17 protein-coding genes are annotated in these 20,142 nt (G+C 72.1%); 10 read left to right on the plus strand and 7 right to left on the minus strand.

All coding sequences use genetic code 11. The features are described 5' to 3' along the window. A partial coding sequence (locus tag ACFWA9_RS20340) for a hypothetical protein (RefSeq protein ID WP_380388674.1) occupies positions 1–342 on the minus strand: 342 nt, incomplete at its 3' end. Here ACFWA9_RS20340 and ACFWA9_RS20345 point away from each other — a divergent pair. From ACFWA9_RS20345 to ACFWA9_RS20365, 5 genes are all read left to right on the plus strand, one after another. Then, complete coding sequence (locus ACFWA9_RS20345) at positions 331–1,149, plus strand: hypothetical protein (protein WP_380388676.1); 819 nt, start codon at positions 331–333, stop codon at positions 1,147–1,149. The genes ACFWA9_RS20340 and ACFWA9_RS20345 overlap by 12 nt on opposite strands. A 169-nt stretch (positions 1,150–1,318) precedes the next feature. Further along, entirely contained in the window at positions 1,319–2,782 is a 1,464-nt protein-coding gene (locus tag ACFWA9_RS20350; RefSeq protein ID WP_380388678.1) for a glycoside hydrolase family 26 protein, read from the plus strand. Between the two features lie 149 nt (positions 2,783–2,931). Next, positions 2,932–3,756 (plus strand): hypothetical protein, encoded by an 825-nt coding sequence (locus tag ACFWA9_RS20355; protein WP_380388680.1) that lies wholly within the window; start codon positions 2,932–2,934, stop codon positions 3,754–3,756. 71 nt (positions 3,757–3,827) lie between these two features. Next, positions 3,828–5,279: a glycosyltransferase family 2 protein gene (locus ACFWA9_RS20360; RefSeq protein WP_329489538.1), complete on the plus strand. Its 1,452-nt coding sequence runs from the start codon at positions 3,828–3,830 to the stop codon at positions 5,277–5,279. Between the two features lie 26 nt (positions 5,280–5,305). Then, a complete protein-coding gene (locus ACFWA9_RS20365) occupies positions 5,306–6,505 on the plus strand; it encodes a glycoside hydrolase family 113 (protein ID WP_380388682.1) in 1,200 nt (399 codons plus the stop codon). Here ACFWA9_RS20365 and ACFWA9_RS20370 read toward each other — a convergent pair. Both ACFWA9_RS20370 and ACFWA9_RS20375 read right to left on the minus strand, forming a co-directional pair. Beyond that, positions 6,475–8,721: an acyltransferase family protein gene (locus tag ACFWA9_RS20370; protein ID WP_380388684.1), complete on the minus strand. Its 2,247-nt coding sequence runs from the start codon at positions 8,719–8,721 to the stop codon at positions 6,475–6,477. The genes ACFWA9_RS20365 and ACFWA9_RS20370 overlap by 31 nt on opposite strands. Before the next feature lie 182 nt (positions 8,722–8,903). Then, a complete protein-coding gene (locus tag ACFWA9_RS20375) occupies positions 8,904–9,398 on the minus strand; it encodes an N-acetyltransferase (RefSeq protein ID WP_352293102.1) in 495 nt (164 codons plus the stop codon). A gap of 443 nt (positions 9,399–9,841) precedes the next feature. Between ACFWA9_RS20375 and ACFWA9_RS20380 the strand changes: the two genes are divergently transcribed. Continuing rightward, the gene (locus ACFWA9_RS20380; protein ID WP_352293104.1) at positions 9,842–10,798 is read left to right on the plus strand and encodes a helix-turn-helix domain-containing protein; all 957 of its coding nucleotides are present in this window, start codon (positions 9,842–9,844) and stop codon (positions 10,796–10,798) included. Positions 10,799–10,844: 46 nt separating this feature from the next. Here ACFWA9_RS20380 and ACFWA9_RS20385 read toward each other — a convergent pair whose 3' ends face one another. From ACFWA9_RS20385 to ACFWA9_RS20400, 4 genes are all read right to left on the minus strand, one after another. Further along, complete coding sequence (locus ACFWA9_RS20385; RefSeq protein ID WP_380388687.1) at positions 10,845–11,666, minus strand: histidine phosphatase family protein; 822 nt, start codon at positions 11,664–11,666, stop codon at positions 10,845–10,847. Between the two features lie 154 nt (positions 11,667–11,820). Next, positions 11,821–13,434 (minus strand): monocarboxylate uptake permease MctP, encoded by a 1,614-nt coding sequence (gene mctP / locus ACFWA9_RS20390; RefSeq protein WP_352293106.1) that lies wholly within the window; start codon positions 13,432–13,434, stop codon positions 11,821–11,823. Further along, positions 13,431–13,688, minus strand: coding sequence for a DUF3311 domain-containing protein (locus ACFWA9_RS20395; protein ID WP_329489545.1), 258 nt, complete (start codon positions 13,686–13,688; stop codon positions 13,431–13,433). The genes mctP and ACFWA9_RS20395 overlap by 4 nt, the downstream gene beginning before the upstream one ends. A gap of 319 nt (positions 13,689–14,007) precedes the next feature. Beyond that, positions 14,008–14,799, minus strand: coding sequence for a GntR family transcriptional regulator (locus tag ACFWA9_RS20400; RefSeq protein ID WP_329489546.1), 792 nt, complete (start codon positions 14,797–14,799; stop codon positions 14,008–14,010). Positions 14,800–15,135: 336 nt separating this feature from the next. Between ACFWA9_RS20400 and ACFWA9_RS20405 the strand changes: the two genes are divergently transcribed. The 4 genes from ACFWA9_RS20405 (at position 15,136) to ACFWA9_RS20420 (ending at position 19,917) form a co-directional block, all read left to right on the plus strand. Continuing rightward, positions 15,136–16,419, plus strand: a complete 1,284-nt coding sequence (locus ACFWA9_RS20405) for an extracellular solute-binding protein (protein WP_329489547.1) — start codon at positions 15,136–15,138, stop codon at positions 16,417–16,419. Between the two features lie 88 nt (positions 16,420–16,507). Next, positions 16,508–17,533: a sugar ABC transporter permease gene (locus ACFWA9_RS20410; protein WP_329489548.1), complete on the plus strand. Its 1,026-nt coding sequence runs from the start codon at positions 16,508–16,510 to the stop codon at positions 17,531–17,533. Further along, positions 17,530–18,357 carry a carbohydrate ABC transporter permease gene (locus tag ACFWA9_RS20415; protein WP_329489549.1) on the plus strand — a complete coding sequence of 276 codons (828 nt, stop codon included), beginning with the start codon at positions 17,530–17,532 and terminating at the stop codon, positions 18,355–18,357. The genes ACFWA9_RS20410 and ACFWA9_RS20415 overlap by 4 nt, the downstream gene beginning before the upstream one ends. Positions 18,358–18,363: 6 nt before the next feature. Next, positions 18,364–19,917 (plus strand): glycoside hydrolase family 3 protein, encoded by a 1,554-nt coding sequence (locus ACFWA9_RS20420; protein ID WP_329489550.1) that lies wholly within the window; start codon positions 18,364–18,366, stop codon positions 19,915–19,917. The last annotated feature ends 225 nt before the right edge of the window (positions 19,918–20,142 follow it).

Consider the following 20,142-nt stretch of genomic DNA (forward strand, 5'->3'; position numbering starts at 1 on the left):
CCGCAGCCGGTGCCGCCGGCCCCCGGCGGGTTCGGTCCGCCGCCCGCCTCGTACGGGCCGCCGGTGCCCGCGCCGCAGCCGGTCCAGCCGCCGGTGCCGTCCGTGCCGCAGCCGCCGCAGCCGCAGCCGCAGGTCCAGCCGCCCGTGCCGCAGCCGGTCCAGCAGCCCGTGCAGCAGCCGGTCCAGCAGCAGCCGGCGCCGGTGCAGCCGCAGCCCCCGGTGCACCAGCAGCATGTCCAGCCGCAGCCGCAGCCGCAGCCGCAGCCGCAGCCGCAGCAGTGGCAGCCCCAGCCGCAGCCCCAGCACCCGCAGCACCCGCACCCCCAGCCCGTGCCGCAGCACGCCGAGCCGGACTGGGCCGCCCTCGCGGACCGGAACGAGGCGGAGGCCAAGCGCAAGGGCCGGACGCGGATCATCGGCGGCGTGGTCGCCCTCCTGGTGGTCGGCGGTCTGGTCGCCGGCGGCCTGCTGTTCCTGAACAAGGGCGACGACAAGAAGCCGGTCGCGGATCCCACCGGCGCCGCCACGGCGGCCACCCAGCCGCCGGCGCCCACGGCGTCCGGCAAGGCGTCCCCGACGGCCACCCCGAGCGCCACGCCCGAGGACCCGTCGAAGCCGCTCTGGGAGGCGACCACCGACCCGGCTCCGCAGGACGCGGCGGCGCTCTTCTCGGCGCTCACCGTGACGGTCAACGGCGCCACCTGGAACCGCACCGTGGTCTCGCTCGACTCGCCCTGCTGGGACGGCAACTCCACGGTCGGCGGCCTCGGCAAGGTCCTCGGTGACCAGGGCTGCCGCCAGGTGCTCCGGGCCACCTACGTCTCCGGCGACAGCGCGGTGACGGTCGGCGTCGCGGTCTTCGACCACAAGCAGCAGGCCGAGACCGCGGTGAAGAACTACGTCGGCCACCTCAAGGGCGCCGCGGCCCCCGGCTCGCCGGCGTTCTGCACCACCCCCGGCTGCACCAACACCAAGGGCACCCTGGGCCGGTACGGCTTCTTCACCGTCGAGGGCTCCGCCAAGGGCGGCAACACCGCGGACGCCGCCGCGACCGCGGCCGCCGCGGGCTTCGACGAGCACGTGAAGAACCAGCTCCTCCAGCGCACCAAGGCGGCGGGCGGCGCACCGGCCGCCACTCCGGCGGGCTGACGGTCCGCCCGGTTCGGCCCGGTTCCGGCCGGGCCCGTCCCGGTTCGCGCCCGGCGGGTCCGCTCGCCCCGGCCCCGGGGGATGTGGCAGGCTCACCGCCTGTCAGTCGTACACGTGTTCCGGTTGTGACGGCGCAGGCCGGTGCCGGTGAGCATCCGGAGGAGTGTCCGTGGCCCTGCCCCGCGCGCTGCGTGCCAAACCGGCCGTGCTGGCCGCGGCCGGCGCGCTGCTCGCCGCCGGCGCGGTGGTGCTGGCCGGCCAGGACGGCCGGGCCGACGGCGACCGCCGGGACGCGCCCGCCCGCAGCACGCTCACCCTGGGCGGCGCCGGGCGCACCCTGGCGCCGGAGGTCGGCCGCGAGCTGCTGGCCCGCGACCCGCAGGCCTCGCCCAACGCGCGGGCCGTCCAGCAGCTCCTCGCCGACCTGGAGGGCGCGGCCCGGGCCGGCCGCTCCGGCGGGACGGTGATCGGCCAGCACGTCGAGGCGCACAACGAGCTCTACAACCCCGAGTACGGGGACTACCGGGGGACCAAGCCGGTCGGCTACTACTACAAGAAGGCCGCCGACATCACCGGCCGGCTGCCCGGCTTCGTCGAGACCGACCTCGGCCCCGGCTACGGCCAGAACGGCTGGGGCGTCGGCAACCCGCGCTCCTACTCGGCGGGCCGCTGGCCGGCCTGCGCGGTCGGCTGGCAGTACACCGACGACGCCGTCGACCTGATGACCGCCGTCTGGTCCGGCCACCCGCGCCCGGACGACGGCAGCTACGGGGCGTCGGGTACCCAGAAGAACTGCGACGGCACCAGCACCGAGCTGCCCGACAACGGCGGCGGCCCGGCCGGACTGGTCGGGATGTCCTTCCACGAGCCGTACCCGGGCTCGGACGTGAAGTCCTTCGACCGGGTGCTCTGCTCGGCCTCGCCCGGCGCGAAGGACCCGGGCTGGTTCGGCCGGGTCGTCGACAGCGCCGGCGACACCCCCGAGTACCGCGCGCTGCTGACGGACCTCTCCTTCCTGGCGGACCACCTGGAGTACCTGGCGGCCCACGACGTGCCGGTGCTGCTGCGGCCGTACCACGAGATGAACGCGGCCGACTGCGCCCGCGGCTTCTGGTGGTCGGGCCGCAAACCCGCCGACTACCAGGCGCTCTGGCGGATCACCTACCACTACCTGGTGGAGACCAGGGGCCTGCACAACCTGCTGTTCGCCTGGACGCCGGTCTCCTGGGACGGCGCCCCGGGCGTCGATCCGTGGGACTACTACCCGGGCGCGCGGTACGTCGACGTGGTCGGGGTGGACGACTACAGCGGCAGCCCGGCGCACCCGATCGGCACCGGCGAGGTGTGGACCAAGCGCTACTACGACGGCCTGGCCGGCTACAGCAAGCCGCGGATCCTGGCCGAGTCCTTCGCCGTGCCGGTCAACTCCCGCCAGCCGGACACCCTGCGGCGGACCCCGTGGACGATCTGGACGGTCTGGGGGCAGTCGCTGACGGCGGACAACCTGACCCCGGACCAGCCCCGCAACTCCAACGCCGACGTCAAGGCCACCTACGGCAACGGCCTGGCGCTCACCGGCGGCTCCGGCCCGTTCGGCGCGGACGTCGACTGGAGCGGTCTGCACGTCCGGTGAACCGGCCGGCCTCCTCCGTGAGATCGACAACACGTCCGCACCCTCCTGAACCCGGGGAATTCCTGGTCCGTTCGCGCGTGTGGCATCCTGTGGCCCGGAATCGAACGGGTTGAAGCCGGGTGCGCCCGGCAGGGGCGGGGGTACGGGAGATGACACAGGCGCGTCCTGACCGTCCGGCCGGTGGCCTCGCGGTGGCCTGGGGGGCGGTGATGCTCGGCTGGGCGGTCTACAACTGCTTCTGGCAGGTCGGCTTCGCCACCTTCGCCAAGGGCGTCTTCTACTACGGCGGCTCCTCGGTGGGCGCCGAGACCGGCAGCCTCAACTTCGCGGTGCTGTACCTGACCTCCGGCATCCTGCTGCTGCGCGGGCGGGACTGGGCGCGCGGCGTGGTGGTCGGCGTGGCGCTGGTCGAGGGCTACAACCGGGTGCGCAGTCTGACCGGCGCGCTGCTGGACGCCCCGCAGCGCCGGTGGTTCACCGGCACCACCGAGGGCTGGCTGAAGCTGGCGACCTTCGGGCTCGGGGTGGCCGTCACCGCGACGCTGGCGGTGCTGCTGGTCGTCTCGCTGCGCCGGACCGGATCCCGCTGGGCGCCGGCGCCGGGCCCGTGGGCGGCCGCCGGGCAGCCCTCGCCGTTCCAGCCGCTGCCCGTTCAGCAGGGGCAGCAGCCCGGCCAGCTGCACTGGTCGCTGCTGCAGACGCTGCCGCAGGACCAGGCTCCCGGCCACCCGCCGACCCAGCCCCAGCAGCCCGCGCAGGCCTGGCCGCAGCCCCAGCAGGCTCCCCAGCCCCAGCAGCCTCCGCAGCCACAGCAGGCCCCCCAGCCCCCGCACGACCGGACGCAGCCCGGCTGGACCCCGCCGCCGGCCGCCGTCCCGCCGCAGCCCCCGCAGCCCCAGCACTCGTGGCCGGCCCCGCCGGTGACGCCCGGGCCGGTTCCGCCGGCCCCGGGGACGCCGCCCTACCCGGGGTAGCGAGCAGGACCCGCCGGCCCGGACCGGCGGGGTGAACGGACAGACGCAACAGACGAGGAACGACTTTCGCCATGACAGCACCAGCACCCGCGCGGACGGTACTCACCACGTCCCGCGAGGCCGCTCGGCTCGCCGATCGGCAGATGTCGTGGAAGCCGCGCATCGTCCCGTTCTACCTCTCGTTCGTGATCATCTTCGGCTTCTCGCTCTGGGCGTACGTGCCCAACCCGACCCCGCTCGGCTGGGCGATCACGATCCTCTGGGGCATGCCGGTCTTCGGCGTGCTGATCGGCTTCCAGGGCGTGCTGATGGTCCGCCGCCGGCTGCGCAAGGCGAACCGGATGACCCCGGCGGTGCCGGTCGACGACGACTACCTGATCGTCCTGGTGCCGACCATCGGCCGGCACGACACCTACCCGGCGCTGGAGCGCTCGGTGCTGTCGTACGTCGACCACCTGCCGGCCTACTTCCCGTGGATGCGGGTGGACATCCTCACCGAGGAGGGCTGCGCGGCCGGCGAGAAGATCGACGAGCTGGCCGCCCGCAACCCGCTGATCCGGGTGGTGACCGTCCCGAAGGCCTACCAGACGCCCAACGGAACCAAGTTCAAGGCCCGCGCCAACCACTACTCGCACGAGCTGCGGATCGAGGAGGGCGAGGCCGAGGACGACGTCTGGGTGCTGCACATGGACGACGACACCGGGGTCGGGCCGGACACCGCCGCCGCGGTGGCCCAGTTCATCAACCGGCAGCGCCGGGCCGGGGACGACGCCAAGCACATGGCCCAGGGGATCCTGACGTACCCCCGGGAGAACGCCGTCTCCACCTTCACCTGGCTCGCCGACGCGATCCGCCCGGCCGACGACATCGCCCGCTTCCGCGCGATGACCGGGACCGGGACGCCGATCGCCGGCGTGCACGGCGAACTGCTGCTGGTGCGCTCCTCGGTGGAGGCCACCATCGGCTGGGACTTCGGCCCCGACACCATCGTCGAGGACGCCCAGATGGCGCTCAACTTCTGCGTGCGCTACCCCGGCCGCAGCGACTGGTTCAACGGCCGCTGCTACGGCGCCTCGCCGGCCGGCCTCAAGGACTTCCTCAAGCAGCGCGAGCGCTGGGCCTGGGGCCTGGTGGCGCTCTGCTTCAACAAGAGCATCCCGCTGCGGTTCCGGCTGTTCATCGGGATGGGCATGGTCAGCTGGGTGCTCGGACCGCTCCAGCACGTCGGCCTGGTGCTGCTGATCGCCTGGTTCACCGGGACGATGAACACCTCGCCGGTGACCCAGTCGGTGGTGCTGATCTGGTCGATCAACTTCGCCTACGTGATCTGGACGTACTGGGAGGGCCTGCGCCTGAACGTGGTGGGCTCGGCCGACCACCGGCGCAAGTGGTGGGAGCCGATGGCGGTGGTGGCGGCCATCCCGCTGTTCTCCCTGCTGGAGGGCTGGGGCGGGATGCGGGGACTGATCAAGTTCCTGCGCCGCGAGGAGAACAAGTTCGTCGTCATCGCCAAGCCGGCCTGACCGGCGACCAGGGACTGCTGCCAGATATGAAACGCTTCGTCATCTTCATCCTGCCGACCGTCGTGCTCGGCCTCACCGTGGGCGTGCCGATCGTCTGGGGCGACCACCCGATCAAGTTCGACCACAAGCGCCCGACCGAGGTGCACTGGGCCGGTGCCCCGGCCGAGCAGGGCCGGGTCTGGGGCTTCGGCAAGGACGCGCCGCCGGAGGACACCGGGCCCAAGGTGGCCCGGCCGTGGGCGAAGGGCAGCCCGGAGTGGGGCGTCCAGGTGTACTGGCTGGACGACCCGGCCGACCCGGAGAGCTTCGTCCAGGGCAAGGCGGACCGCATCGTCAAGTACGTGGTCGGCCTGAACGCCAACGCGCTCTCGGTGTCCTTCCCGTTCTACACGGTGGGCAGCAAGTCCAACGCGGTCGCCGCCCGGCCGACCACCCCGAGCCCGGACCGGCTGGCGATCCTGCTCGACACCGCGCACCGGGCGGGCCTGCGCACCACCGTCCGGCCGATCCTGGACGAGGAGTCGCTGAAGCCGGCCAACAACGGCTGGCGCGGCAACATCGCCCCCACCGACCGGGACGCCTGGTTCGCCAGCTACGCGGCCTTCCTGGCGCCCTACCTGAAGGCGGCCGAGGAGCACGACGCGACCGAGTTCACCATCGGTACCGAGTTCAACTCGCTGGAGGCCGACCCGCACTGGGCCCCGCTGGTCGAGCAGGCCGGGAAGACCTTCCACGGCGAGGTGGCCTACGACGCCAACTGGGACAACTGGTCCAAGGGCGCCGTCGCGGTGCCGACCGGGCGCACCGGCGTCGACGCCTACTTCCCGGCCAAGTCGGCCGGGGACGACGCCACCGCGGCCGACCTGGCGGCCAGCTGGAACAGCTGGCTGGACAAGCGCGGCAAGGGCCCGCAGCCGACCACCAAGCTGACCGAGGTGGGTATCCCGGCCCAGAAGGGCGCCTACAAGACGCCCGGTGACTTCTACACCAAGCGCGAGCTCAACGAGCCCGTGCAGGCCACCTGGTTCACCGCGGTCTGCCAGGTGGCGCAGGAGCGGAAGCTGGCCGGACTGTACTTCTGGTCGCTCTACTTCGGCATCGACCCGACCCTGCCCACCAACCAGGACACCCCGCGGATGGACTTCGCCGGGCGCCCCGCCTCCGAGCAGGCGATCCGCGACTGCTTCGCGCAGACCTACGCCGTCCCGGAGGGCGCGGCCGGCTGACCGGCCGGCGGGGTCGCCGCCCGGCTCGGGGCGGTGGTGGGCTTGCGGGACGGCGTGGTGGTGGGCTTGCGGGACGGGGTCGTCGAGTGGCTCGGGGACGGCTGCTCGGTCGGGGTGGCCTGTTCGGTGGCCGGCGGGGCGGTCGGCGTCGCCGGGGCGGTCGGCGTCGGCTGGGGAGCCGGCGCGTCCGGCGGCCGGACCCCGGCCAGCGCGTCCGCGATCTGCTGCTCCAGCCACGGCGTCACCAGCCGCATGCCGGCCGGCGTGAGGTGCACGCCGTCGGTGGCGGGGGAGACCAGGTGGCCGTCCCGGTCCTTCCAGAGGCAGTTGCCGCCGGGGCAGTAGAAGGCGTTCAGGTCGAGCAGCTGGACGGCGCCGCCGGAGGCCTTCACGAAGTCGCCGACCTGCTGGTTGTAGCAGGTGCCCCAGGCCTTGCTGATCGCGCCGTTCTGCACCCGCTCGTTCATCAGCAGCACCCGGGCGCCGTGCGCGCGCTCGCGGACCAGGTCCGTCGCCTGGGTGAGCTGGGCGGTGTACCGGGTGCGGTAGTCCTCGTCGCAGGGGTTGAGCCAGCTGCCGTCCAGGTACTGCTCGGCGGCGTCCCAGCCGAGGTGCAGGACGACCGCCTGCGCCTGGACGCCGTCCAGGCTCTTCGTCCAGAGCGCGGTGCGGTCGCGGCAGTCGTCCGTGGTGTCGAACTCCACCCGGGAGGTGCCGCGGACCTTCTCGGAGCCGAACACGCCGCAGCCGCTGATGCCGCCGTCGACCACCCGGAAGCGGTCGCCGTGCCGGTACAGGCCGGTGGCCAGGTCCTCGGAGAAGGAGTCGCCGAGGGCGAGTACCAGCGGCTTGTCGGCGGGGCCGCCGCGCATGTCGTGCTCGACCCAGGCGGGCAGGTACCAGGCGCCGGCGGTGGCCGTCAGCGCGGCGGCGGCCAGCAGCGGGATGGTCGGCAGCGGTCGCCAGCGCAGCACCCGCAGCCGCTCGGTGCCGGTGTGCAGCAGCCAGGCCAGCACCCAGGAGACGGGCGCGCCGATGGCCAGCAGCAGCGCCGGCGAGATGTCGTCGACGAACCGCTGGAGCAGCCAGTAGACCGGCAGGTGCAGCAGGTAGAGGCTGTAGGAGATGGTGCCGGTGAGCCGCAGCGGGGGCAGTGCGAGGAGCCGGACCAGCGGACCGCGGTCGTGGCAGAGCGAGGCGGCGAGGACGGCCGAGAGCACCGCGACGCCGGCCAGCCCGCCCCGGTACAGCCAGGGCTCGTGGTAGTTGTCCACGCTGAGGCTGGCCCAGACCAGGCCGCCCAGCGCGAGGGTGCCGACCACGGTGGGCAGCACCGTGCTCCCCGCCCCCGGACGGCCGGGCGAACGCCGCTGGGCCCGCGAGCCCGTCTCCGGACCCTCCTGGACCGTGCGGCGCAGCCGCAGGTAGACCACGAAGGCGGCGGCGGCGCCGGCCGCGAAACCGACCGCGCGGGACTCGGTGCCCAGGTAGAGCCGGTCGCTGTTGGAGCCGTTCCACATCAGCGGGGCGACGGCGGCGGCGCCGGCGAACAGCACACCGGTCACGATGCCCGCGGCCTTGAGCGAGCGGCGGCAGACGGCGTAGATCAGCAGCAGGACCAGCGGCCAGACCACGTAGAACTGCTCGGTGATGCTGAGCGACCACATCGCGGCCAGCGGGTCGATGCCGGCGAAGTGCTGCCAGTAGGCGTCACCGCGCTCCAGCTGCGCCCAGTTGGCGACCTGGGCCAGCGCGGCCAGCGCCTGCGGGCGCAGCTCCTTCACGTCCTTGAGCGGGCTGAGCAGGGCCGAGACGAGGACCACCAGGAGCACGGTGACCAGCAGGCCGGGCAGCAGCCGCTTGGCCCGGCGGCGGTAGAAGACGCCGAGGGCGATGCCGTCGGTGCGGTCCAGCTCCCGGATCAGGACCAGGGTGACCAGGAAGCCGGAGAGGACGAAGAAGGCGTCCACACCGAACAGGCCGTTCTGGAACCAGTTGGTGTGGTAGAGCAGCACGGAGGCGATGGCGAGGCCGCGCAGGCCGTCCACCGCCTTGAAGCGCACCGACGGCGGCACCGGCCGCCGGGGGGCGGGCGGCTCCGCGGGGATCGCGTACCGGCTGCCGCGCGGCGCGGGGATCCCGCGCGCCTCGCGCATGTCCCGCAGGGTGGGTCCGCTCGCCGCGGAGGGCGCGCCGATGCCGGGCCCGTCGTACATGAGGTGCTGCTCCTCTGATCGATGGGCTACCACGACGTGTCTCGATCAGAGGTTTATATCAAAAGAGCGGCCTGATCGTTCGTCGGCCGCCGGGGCAGCCGGCCGGTCCGGTCCCCGGCCCGCCGCTCCGCCGCCCCCTGACCGGCGGGCCGGCCCGCGGCCGGACCGCCCCCGGTGGGCCGTCAGAAGGCCATGCTGTAGACCATCAGGTCCATCCCCGGGTACGGCGCCCAGTCGCGTTCCGGGGTCCGGCGGAAGCCGATCCGCTCGTAGATGCGGTGGGCGGTCGTCATGTCGGGGCGGGTGGAGAAGGCCATCCCGGCCAGGCCGAGTTCGCGGCTGCGGGTCAGGGCGGCGCGCACCAGGCTCTCGCCGACGCCCCGGCCGCGGGCGGCCGACGCGGTGGCGAGCATCCGGATCTCGCCCTCGTCCGGGGTGGCGATGTCGGCCCACTCGGTACCGCCCACGGCGAAGGTCACGCAGCCGAGCACCCGTCCTTCGGCCGCGTCGACCGCGACGAGGAGCTCGGCCTCCCGGGCCCGGCGGGCGGTGTCGCGCAGGAGGTCGACGTACTGGCTCTCGGGCGAGGTGTAACCGTCGCCGACGAAGGCCTCGACGGTGACGTGGCCGGCTGCTTCGAGGTCCGCTTCGCGGGCCGGGCGGATGACGATGTCCATCCGGTCAGTGTGCCGGAGCCGCGTCCGGCGGCGGGCGCCGGGGCGGCCGCCCGCGGACCGGTGGCAGCGGCCGCCGCGGGGCCGGCGACGGCAGGAGTGGCGGTGGCGGCCGGGTCGGCGTCGGGGCGCAGCGAGGCGGCCGGCATGGTGCCGTAGAGCCGGTCGGGCAGCGCCGGGTCGACGGGGTACCCGCCAGGCTGGTGCCAGTTGTCGCGGCCGGTGGCGGCGCCGCGGGCCACGTCGCGCCCGATCAGGGTGCCGAGCAGTCCGAAGCCGCCGACGGTCCCGACCAGGGCGAGTGCACTTGCGAGCGTGTCGGAGTCCATGGCTCCACTCTCGCGGCGCGGCAGGCCGGCCACGAGTGGCAGGAATGCCCGATCTCATCGAAATCCTGCCACCCGGGCCCTTCCCCGCGGGCTCCCCGGGGAGGCATCCTGGGCGGCATGCTGAAGAACGTGGTCGCGGTGGTGCTGGAGGAGCTCCACCCCTTCGAACTCGGGGTGGCCTGCGAGGTCTTCGGCCTGGACCGCAGTGCGGACGGCCTGCCCCGGTACGACTTCGCCGTCGCCGGTGCCCGCCCCGGGCCGCACCGCACCCACGCCGGCTTCTCGGTGGACGTCCCGTACGGCCCGGAGCGGCTCGCCGAGGCCGACCTCGTCGTGGTGACCGCCACCGGGGTGCGCCCGCACTACCCGGAGCCGCTGGTGGACGCCGTGCGCGCGGCGGTGGAGGGCGGTGCCAGGGTGCTCTCGATCTGCAGCGGCGCCTTCGTGCTCGGCGCCGCGGGGCTGCTGGACGGCCGCCGCTCGACCACGCACTGGCGGCACACCGCGGAGCTGGCCGCCCGGTTCCCGCGGACCACCGTCGAGCCGGACGTGCTCTACGTGGACGACGACCCGGTGATCACCTCGGCCGGCACGGCGGCGGGCATCGACGCCTGCCTGCACCTGGTCCGCCGGTTCCAGGGCGCCGAGGTGGCCCGGGGGATCGCCCGCCGGATGGTGGTGGCCCCGCACCGGGAGGGCGGCCAGGCCCAGTTCGTCGCCCGGCCGCTGCCCGAGGGGGACGGCGAGTCCCTCGCGCCGCTGCTCGACTGGATGCGCCACCACCTGGACGAGGAGTCCACCGTCGAGCAGTTGGCGGCCCGGGTGCACCTGTCGCCGCGCACCTTCGCCCGCCGCTTCCAGCAGGAGACCGGCACCACCCCGCACCGCTGGCTCACCGGGCAGCGGCTGCTGCTCGCCCAGCGGCTGCTGGAGAGCACCGCCGAGCCGGTCGACGCGATCGCCGCGCGCTGCGGCTTCGGCAACGCCGCCACCCTGCGGCACCACTTCGGCCGCCGGCTCGGCACGACCCCGCTGGCGTACCGCCGCTGCTTCGCCGAACCGGCCGTCGGCTGACGGCGGCCCGCTCGGGCCTGCCGCCGTCGGCCGACGGCCCGCGGCCTCAGCCGAGCGTCAGGTGCCCGGTGTCGTTCCAATGCGCCGGGCGCAGCCGCCCGGCCTCGGCCCGCCACAGGCTGGTGGAGCAGTTGCGGACCGTGTCCAGGGCCGTCAACTGCGCCTCGGTGAGCCGGTCCAGCGCGTAGCGGAGCATCAGCACCGTACAGTCGTGCGCGACCAGCAGGACCGGCCGCCCGGCCTCCTCCGCGCAGATGTCGCGCAGCACGCTGCGCACCCGCAGGGCCACGTCCGCCCAGGACTCCCCGCCGGGCGGGCGGTAGTAGAGCTCGCCCATCTTGCGGCGTCTCGCGGCCTCGTCCGGGTGCCTGGCCTCGATCGCGGCCTTGGGCAGCATCTCCAGGATGCCCAGCTCGCGGTCGCGCAGCCGCTCGTCGTAGCGGACGGCGAGCGAGACCGGTACCGCGCCCAGCCCGGCGGCCTGGGCCAGCGCGATCCGGGCGGTCTCGGTGGTGCGCTCGTAGGGGGAGCACCAGACGCTGCGCGGGCGGTCGGCGCTGGGCAGGCCGGCCCACCAGCGGCCGAGCGCCTGGGCCTGCTGCCGGCCCTGGAGCGAGAGCGGGATGTCCGCGTCGCGGCAGTTGATCGGCACGCTCAGCGCGCCGGCCGCCTCGGCGAGCTGGAACTCGACGTTGGCGGTGGACTCGCCGTGCCGGGTGGCGATCAGCACGGACGGCAGCGGGCCCGGGGCCGTCACCGGCGCGGTGTGCGGGGCGGGCGCCGCCGGGTAGGGCGCCGCGGTGACCTGCGGGCCGGGCCGGTGGGTGGACTGGTGCTGACCGTTGAGTGTGGTGCCGAGCTCTGCCATCGCCGCTGCTCCCCGTGGGTCGATCGGGTGCCGGCCGGATGCCGGTCCGGTCTGGTGGTGCCCTGCATGTGCGGCCGTTCATACATATGATCGCGCCGCCTCCTCCAGTGTTCACGGAGGAGGCGGCGCGGTCACAGGGCGCGCGCGGAGCGAATCAGTGCGCCGCCACGGGCTCCGGCGCGTTCTTCAGCTCTTCGTCGCCGGATTCGGCGCTGTAGTCGCCCGGCCGGGTCTCGTCCGGCCCGTCCGGCGCCTTGACCGCCCGGAGCACCAGGGTGAGCACCACCGAGACGACCAGGTTGAGCACGAAGGCGGTGAGGCCGATGTAGCCGAGCTCGCCGATGCCGGGGATCTCGGCGGCGTTCCCGCCGAAGTGCTTGGTGGCGGGGCTGGCGATGTCGTACGCCTCCCAGGTGCCGTAGATCATGCCGACCGCCCAGCCGGCGAACAGCGCCCAGTGGTGGAACCACCGGGTGAACAGGCCGCCGACGATCGAGACGAAGGTCTGCAGGATCCACAGCCCGCCGAGCAGCTGCAGGTTGATCGCCGCCTGCTTGTCCATGCTGAGCACGAAGACCAGCGCGCCGACCTTGACCAGCAGCGAGGCCAGCTTGGCGACCCTGGTCTCGTCGGCGGGGGTGGCGGCCGGCTTCAGGAACTCCTTGTAGACGTTGCGGGTGAAGAGGTTGGCCGCCGCGATCGACATGATGGCGGCCGGCACCAGCGCGCCGATCCCGATCGCCGCGAAGGCCACGCCGGTGAACCAGTCCGGGAACATGTTCTCGAACAGCTGCGGCACCGAGAGCTGGGCGTTGAACTTCTTGTCGCCCTTGCCGATGCCGGCCGCGATCGCCATGAAGCCGAGCAGCGCCAGCAGGCCCAGCATCAGCGAGTAGGCGGGCATGATCGCCATGTTGCGGCGGACGGTGTTGCGGGACTTCGAGGCCAGCACGCCGGTCACCGAGTGCGGGTACATGAAGAGCGCCATCGCCGAGCCGATCGCCAGCGTGGCGTACGTCCACTGCTTGTTCTCGGGCACGGTGAGCGAGCCGGCCGACTTGGGAGCGCTGAACTTCTCGCCGACCGCGTCGAAGATGTGCCCGTAGCCGCCGAGCCGCAGCGGGATGTAGATCACCGCGACGATGATCACGATGTAGATCAGGGCGTCCTTGACGAAGGCGATCAGCGCCGGCGCCCGCAGCCCGGAGGAGTAGGTGTAGGCGGCCAGCACGCCGAAGGCGATGAAGAGCGGCAGGTCCTTGACGAACCAGTTGGCGTTCTCCCCGCCGCCGACGCCCAGCACGTCCAGCACCGCCTGGATGCCGACCAGCTGGAGCGCGATGTAGGGCATCGTGGCCAGGATGCCGGTCAGCGCCACGACCAGGGCGAGCGGCTTGGACCCGTACCGCCCGCGCACGAAGTCGGCCGGGGTGACGTAGCCGTGCACCCGGGAGACCGACCAGAGCCGGGGCAGGAAGAGGAAGACCAGCGGGTACGCGATGATCGTGTACGGCACCGCGAAGAAGCCGGCCGCGCCGGTCGCGTAGACCGCCGCCGGGACGGCGACGAAGGTGTAGGCGGTGTAGAGGTCGCCGCCGAGCAGGAACCACGTCACCCAGGTCCCGAAGCTGCGGCCGCCCAGGCCCCACTCGTCCAGGTGCAGGGCGTCGTCGGCCCGGCGCCAGCGCGAGGCCATGAAGCCCATCACGGTGACCAGCACGAAGAAGAGGACGAAGACGGTCAGGGCCGGTACGTTGACGCCGGTCATCGCGCGCCACCCGCCTTGCGGGCCTTCTCGTCCCGGTTGATCAGCAGGTACGCGGCCACCGTGAAGACGGCCGACACCGGCACCCAGAGCAGCTGGTACCAGTAGAAGAAGGGCACCCCGCCCGCCTCGGGGTCGGTCTTGTCGTACGAGGACACCCAGAGCATCGCGACGATCGGCACGAGCAGGGCGAGCCCGGCCAGGACCCGTTCCGGCGTCACCGCCGGCACGGCCGCCGGGCCCGGTGGCTCGGGCATGACAGGTTCGGTGGCAGCAGGATCTGACGACATGGTTCGGCTCCGCTCCAGAGGGCTCACCCCGACGGCGCCGCAGCCCCGGAGCACCGCACAGCCCCCCGGAACCCGCCGAGCAGCACCACTGGTGATCGACAGTCAATACGGGTGCGAAATCTAGAGCATGGCGTGATCTGTGTCACCGGGAACGACAGAACTTCCCGCATTCCGGACGCTCCGCGCGCCGGGGCGGGCCGCCGCGCGCCGGGCCCGTGCACGAAGGCACCGGCGTACGCCGTGCGTACGCCGGTGCCGGGAGAGCGGTGGGGGAGCGGCCGGAAGCCTACTCGGGGCGCTTGAGCCGGGTGATGAACTTGTACCGGTCGCCGCGGTAGATGGACCGCACCCACTCGACCGGGTCGCCGTCCGCGTCGAAGGAGTGCCGGGCGAGCTGGAGCATCGGCAGCCCGAGGTCGGAGCCGAGCAGCCCGGCCTCGCGCGGGGTGGCCAGGGTGGTCTCGATGGTCTCCTCGGCCTCGGCCACCGTGACGCCGTACACCTCGCGCAGGGCCGTGTACAGCGAGTTGTGCTTGGCCAGGTTGCGGCGCAGGGCCGGGAAGCGCTTCGCGGAGAGGTGGGCGACCTCGATGGCCATCGGGTCGCCGTTGGCCAGCCGCAGGCGCTCGATCCGCAGCACCCGCCCGCCGGGCTTGATGTCCAGCAGCGGGGCCAGCCGGTCGTCGGCGGTGATGTAACCGATCTCGATCAGCCGGGAGGTGGGCTCCAGGCCCTGGGCGCGCATGTCCTCGGTGTAGGAGGTGAGCTGGAGCGCCTGGGCGACCTTGGGCTTGGCGACGAAGGTGCCCTTGCCCTGGATGCGCTCCAGCCGCCCCTCGACCACCAGCTCCTGGAGGGCCTGGCGGACGGTGGTGCGCGAGGTGTCGAACTGGGCGGCGAGTGCCCGTTCGGGCGGTACCGGGGTACCGGCCGGCTGGGTCTCGGTGAGCTGCAGCAGATGGCGCTTGAGGCCGTAGTACTTGGGCACCCGCGCGGTGGCGTCCGCGCCGGTCTGCGCGGGGAGGTTCTTCACCTGGGGGTCGTTGACCTGGGCCGTGCTGCCCCCGTCGCTGCTCATCGGACCTGTCTCCCGCTTCTCGCGGGGTCTTTGGGCGCCCCGCCGCATCGTTAACAACTCACATCGTTGCATGTATGGCTACGGAACGAATACCTCATCACGCGATGAACGATGTGCGGTGTCGGCTTGATAACGGGTGGTCCGGATCGGTCTAAGAGCCGTTGACAGGCCCATTGGTCTAGGCCAAGCTCCAGGCATCTGGTCTACACCACTAGATCGGTAACTATGAATCCCCCCACCCGTTCGATGGGCTCCGCGGCACCTTTCCTCCCGCTTTATGTGGGTCTGCCGCTGCCACCCGACGGGGGTCACTCAGGCATCCCTCAGGAGGATGGCGTGAAGCGTCAGCTCATCGCGGCGGTCGGCGTCGCAGCAATGGTCGTCGGCCTGGCGGCTTGTGGTTCGGACGCCAAGAGCGACGGCGACAAGGCCGGCTCGTCCTCGTCCGCCGCCAAGAACTACAGCGGCAAGACGCTCAAGGTGTGGCTGATGTCCGGCTCGGCCCCCAAGGGCTGGGACGACGCGGTCAAGACCGAGTTCGAGTCCACCTACCCGGGCTCCAAGGTCGAGTACCAGATCCAGGAGTGGACCGGCATCGGCCCCAAGGTCACCGCGGCGCTGTCCGAGGGCTCGGTCGACGTCCTCGAGGTCGGCAACACCCAGACCGCGGGCTACGCGGCCACCGGTGGTCTCCTCGACATCACCAAGGACAAGGCCGCCCTGGGCGGTGCCGACTGGAACGACAACCAGAGCGAGTCCGCGATCCTGGACGGCAAGCAGTACGCCGCCCCGTGGTTCGTGACCAACCGCGTGGTCGCCTACAACAAGGAGATCTGGGGCAAGGCGAACATCACCACGCCGCCGAAGACCCTGGACGAGTTCTACGCCGACCTGGAGAAGGTCAAGGCCGTCCCCGGCGTCACCGACCCGATCTACATGCCCGGCCAGGAGTGGTACACCTACTTCGGTCTGCTCACCAGCGAGGGCGGCAAGCTGGCGAAGAAGGACGGCGACAAGTGGGCCGGCGGTCTGTCGACCCCCGAGGCGCAGAAGGCCTTCGACACCTACAAGAAGCTGCAGAGCTACTCGGCCACCGCCGCCAAGGACGGTGACGAGGCCAAGCCGCAGCAGAAGGACGTCTTCGCCAAGGGCGACATCGGCTCGATCATCGGCCTCGGCTGGGAGATCCCGACCGAGAAGGAGATGCCGAAGGAGAAGATCGGCTACTTCCCGCTCCCGGGCAAGACCGCCGACAAGGCCTCCGGCGTGTTCCTCGGCGGCTCGAACCTGGCCATCGCCCAGGCGAGCAAGAACACCGACATGGCCAAGGACTTCCTGAAGATCGCCCTCAACGACAAGAACGAGGGTCTCGTCGCGGGTGCCGGCAGCATCCCGAACAAGAAGTCGCTGGACGACAAGGTGGTCGGCGACTTCGCCGCGGCCGCCAAGGTCGCCGCCTCCTCCGGCGGGATCACCCCGACCACGCCGAACTGGGCGAGCGTCGAGAACAACCCGAACCCCATCAAGGAGTTCCTGACCGGCGCCCTGACCGGTGACTACGCCGCCGCCGCCAAGAAGGCCGACGACGAGATCGCCAAGCGTCTGAACGCCAAGCAGTAGTAGTCGAGCGGCGTCGCTCACCGGCCCCCGGCGGGGGGCCGGTGGGCGGCGCCTGTCCGTCGTGGTCAGGTTCCAGGAAGAGAGAACGATGGCTGTGCATTCGGAGCGGGTGCAGACACAGTCCCCGGACACAGGGAAGGCTGCTGTGGCCACTATTGAGACGAGCGTCGCCGGCGGCGCCGAGGGCACTCCGAAGAAGAGCACCAGAACAGCGGGCGGACCGGGCTTCGGCACGCGGTTCGCCCCGTACCTGCTGCTGCTGCCGGCCACCGTGGTGACCCTGGGCCTGCTGGGCTGGCCCCTGCTGAAGACCGTGCTGGTCTCGTTCCAGAACCTGAACGCGCGCCAGCTCGTCCAGCACCTGACCGAGTGGAACGGCTTCGAGAACTACACCGAGCAGCTGACCAACGCCGACTTCTGGGCGGTCACCGGCCGGACGGTCGCGTTCACCCTGGTCAACGTGGTCCTGATCATGGTCGGCGGTTCGCTGGTCGGCCTGCTGCTCAACCGGCTCGGCAAGAAGATGCGGCTGGTGCTCTCGGTCGGCCTGCTCCTCGCCTGGGCCATGCCGGTGGTCGCCGCGACCACCGTCTACACCTGGCTGTTCGACACCCGCTTCGGTGTCGTGAACTGGTTCCTGGACCAGCTGGGCTGGCACTCGATGGCCGCCTACAACTGGACCGGCAGCCAGTACTCCACCTTCTTCGTGATCATCCTGCTGATCGTCTGGGGCTCGATCCCCTTCGTGGCGTTCAACATGTACGCCGGTCTGACGACCATCCCGAAGGAGCTCTACGAGGCGGCCCGGATGGACGGCGCCGGCCCCGCCAAGATCTTCACCTCGGTGATCTTCCCCAGCCTGCGGCCGTTCTTCCTGGCCACGACCTTCCTTGAGGTCATCTGGGTCTTCAAGGCCTTCACCCAGGTCTACGCGATCAAGGCGGGCGGCCCCGACTCGCTCACCCGGACGCTGCCCGTCCACGCCTTCCTGGAAGGTTCCGGCGCCCAGCACTACGGGACCGGCGCCGCGATCGCGGTGCTCACCATCCTGATGCTCGGCGTGCTGATGGCGTACTACTTCCGGATCATTCTGAAGCAGGAGGACGAGCTGTGAGGCGCTCGCTCATCGGACGTACCTGGCCGAACGTGATCGCGCTCGTCCTCTTCGTCTTCTTCATCTTCCCGGTCTACTGGATGGTCATCACGGCCTTCAAGGACGACAAGGACATCGTCAGCCGGACGCCGGTCTTCCTGCCGATCCACGCGACGTTCGACCACTTCACCACGGCGGTCAACGCGCCCAAGTTCTGGACGTACGTCACCAACAGCTTCACGGTGACGGTCGTCGCGGTGCTGATCTCGCTGGTGATCGCGACCCTGGCGTCCTTCGCCATCGCCCGGATGCGGTTCCGCGGCCGCAAGGCCTTCGTCCTGGTCGTGATGGCGGCGCAGATGGCGCCCTGGGAGGTCATGACCATCGCGGTCTACCTGATCGCCCGCGACAGCGAGATGCTGAACAGCCTGGTCCCGCTGACCGCCTTCTACATGATGATGGTCCTGCCCTTCACCATCTGGACGCTGCGCAGCTTCATCGCCGCCGTCCCGAAGGAGCTGGAGGAGTCGGCGATGGTGGACGGCTGCACCCGCACCCAGGCCTTCGTGAAGGTGATCTTCCCGCTGCTCGCCCCGGGCCTGATGTCGACCTCGCTGTTCGGCTTCATCACCGCGTGGAACGAGTTCCCCCTGGTCCTGATCCTGAACAAGACCGAGGGGCAGACCCTGCCGCTCTGGCTGTCCTCGTTCCAGACCAACTTCGGCACCGACTGGGGTGCCACCATGGCCGCCTCGACGCTGTTCGCCCTCCCGGTGCTGATCCTCTTCGTATTCCTCCAGCGCAAGGCCGTCGGTGGCTTGACCGACGGTGCAGTGAAGGGCTGACGCGACGTGAGCATCCTTGTCCCCACCCTCCCGGCCAGCGACCAGCTGCACCGTGACGCGCTGACCGTCCTGCAGCCCGGCTTCGTCGGCACCGAGCCCCCGGAGTGGGTCCGCCGCCACCTGGCGGCCGGCCTCGGTTCGGTCGCGCTCTTCGACCGCAACGTCACCGGTCTCGACCAGCTGTCGGCGCTCACCAGGGCGCTGCGCGAGGAGAACCCCGACCTCCTGATCGCGATCGACGAGGAGAGCGGCGACGTCACCCGCCTGGAGGCCGGCTCCGGCTCCTCCTGGCCGGGCAACTTCGCCCTCGGCGCGATCGACGACCCGGCGCTGACCCGCGACGTCGCCCGCGAGCTGGGCCGCGCGCTGGCGGCCGCCGGCGTCAACTACAACTGGGCGCCCACCGCGGACGTCAACTCCAACCCGCGCAATCCGGTGATCGGCGTCCGCTCCTTCGGCGCCGACCCGGAGCTGTGCGCCCGCCACACCGCGGCCTGGGTCGAGGGCCTGCAGTCGGCCGGCGTGGCCGCCTGCTCGAAGCACTTCCCCGGGCACGGCGACACCGCGGTCGACTCGCACCACGGCCTGCCGGTGATCGACGTCGACCTGGCCACCCTGCGCGCCCGCGACCTGATCCCGTTCCAGGCCGCCATCGCGGCCGGCACCAAGGCCGTGATGACGGCCCACATCATGATCCCGGCGCTCGACCCGAAGCTGCCGGCCACGCTCAGCCCCCGCGTGCTGCGCGACCTGCTGCGCGCGGCCCCGGCCGACGGCGGCCTCGGCTACCAGGGCCTGATCGTCAGCGACGCGATCGAGATGGGCGCCATCGCCGACACCTTCGGCATGGGCGAGGGCACCGTCCTGGCCCTGGCGGCCGGTGCGGACGCGATCTGCGTCGGCGGCGGGCTGGCCGACGAGGACACCGTGCTGCTGCTGCGCGACGCCATCGTGGCGGGCGTGCGGGCCGGCAAGCTCCCGGAGGAGCGGCTGGCCGAGGCCGCCGACCGGGTGCGCGCGCTCGGCAGCTGGGGCCGGATCGCGGCCCAGGGCGAGCGGCTGGAGCCCGATCTGGCGGTCGGCCTGCGGGCCGCCCGCCGCGCGCTGCGGGTGGTCCGGGCGCCGGGCCGGGAGGCCCTGCCGGTGACCGAGCGCCCGTACGTGGCCTCGTTCTCCGACGAGCCCAACATCGCCGTCGGCGCGGTGACCCCGTGGGGCGTGGCCGACATGCTGGCCGACCGCTTCCCCGGCACCCGCACCCGGGAGGTCGGTCCGAAGGACGCCGCCCCGGAGCAGCTGGACGCGCTGGTCGCCGAGGTGGTGGCCGGCGCCGAGGGCCGCCGCCTGGTGCTGGTGGTCCGCGACGCGCACCGCTACGCCTGGATGTCCGCCGCGCTGTCCCGGCTGGTGGCGGCCCGCCCGGACGCCGCGGTGGTCGAGATGGGCCTGCCCCAGTCCGAGCCGGTCGGCGCGCTCCACATCGCCACCCACGGCGCCGCCCGGGTCTGCGGGCTGGCGGCCGTCGAGGTGCTCACCGGCCAGTCGGGAGCGATCGGCTGAGGTCCCGTCGGACCGTGACCCCGGGGGCCGGGAAGGCCTCCGCGAGCGGGCCCGTCATGCGCATGGCGCATGGCGGGCCCGTTCCGTTTTCCCGCCGTTGGCCTGCGGCGTTCCCAGATGACGGTGTTCCCTCAAATCGGCCTTAAGACAGCCTTAAGTTCTACTTAGGGTGATGACGTCGCAACTGATCGCCACGGGCTACAACGGGTCTGCAACGTCCTTGTC

This window comes from Kitasatospora sp. NPDC059973, from assembly GCF_042737525.1.
Lineage (GTDB): Bacteria > Actinomycetota > Actinomycetes > Streptomycetales > Streptomycetaceae > Kitasatospora.

What these genes read in the sequence shown, in the direction of transcription:
- ACFWA9_RS20355 (WP_380388680.1), top strand. Translation starts at nt 2,932, where the DNA reads ATGACACAGGCGCGTCCTGACCGTCCGGCCGGTGGCCTCGCGGTGGCC.
- ACFWA9_RS20360 (WP_329489538.1), top strand. Translation starts at nt 3,828, where the DNA reads ATGACAGCACCAGCACCCGCGCGGACGGTACTCACCACGTCCCGCGAG.
- ACFWA9_RS20365 (WP_380388682.1), top strand. Translation starts at nt 5,306, where the DNA reads ATGAAACGCTTCGTCATCTTCATCCTGCCGACCGTCGTGCTCGGCCTC.
- ACFWA9_RS20370 (WP_380388684.1), bottom strand. Translation starts at nt 8,721, where the DNA reads ATGTACGACGGGCCCGGCATCGGCGCGCCCTCCGCGGCGAGCGGACCC.
- ACFWA9_RS20375 (WP_352293102.1), bottom strand. Translation starts at nt 9,398, where the DNA reads ATGGACATCGTCATCCGCCCGGCCCGCGAAGCGGACCTCGAAGCAGCC.
- ACFWA9_RS20380 (WP_352293104.1), top strand. Translation starts at nt 9,842, where the DNA reads ATGCTGAAGAACGTGGTCGCGGTGGTGCTGGAGGAGCTCCACCCCTTC.
- ACFWA9_RS20385 (WP_380388687.1), bottom strand. Translation starts at nt 11,666, where the DNA reads ATGGCAGAGCTCGGCACCACACTCAACGGTCAGCACCAGTCCACCCAC.
- mctP (WP_352293106.1), bottom strand. Translation starts at nt 13,434, where the DNA reads ATGACCGGCGTCAACGTACCGGCCCTGACCGTCTTCGTCCTCTTCTTC.
- ACFWA9_RS20395 (WP_329489545.1), bottom strand. Translation starts at nt 13,688, where the DNA reads ATGCCCGAGCCACCGGGCCCGGCGGCCGTGCCGGCGGTGACGCCGGAA.
- ACFWA9_RS20400 (WP_329489546.1), bottom strand. Translation starts at nt 14,799, where the DNA reads ATGAGCAGCGACGGGGGCAGCACGGCCCAGGTCAACGACCCCCAGGTG.
- ACFWA9_RS20410 (WP_329489548.1), top strand. Translation starts at nt 16,508, where the DNA reads ATGGCTGTGCATTCGGAGCGGGTGCAGACACAGTCCCCGGACACAGGG.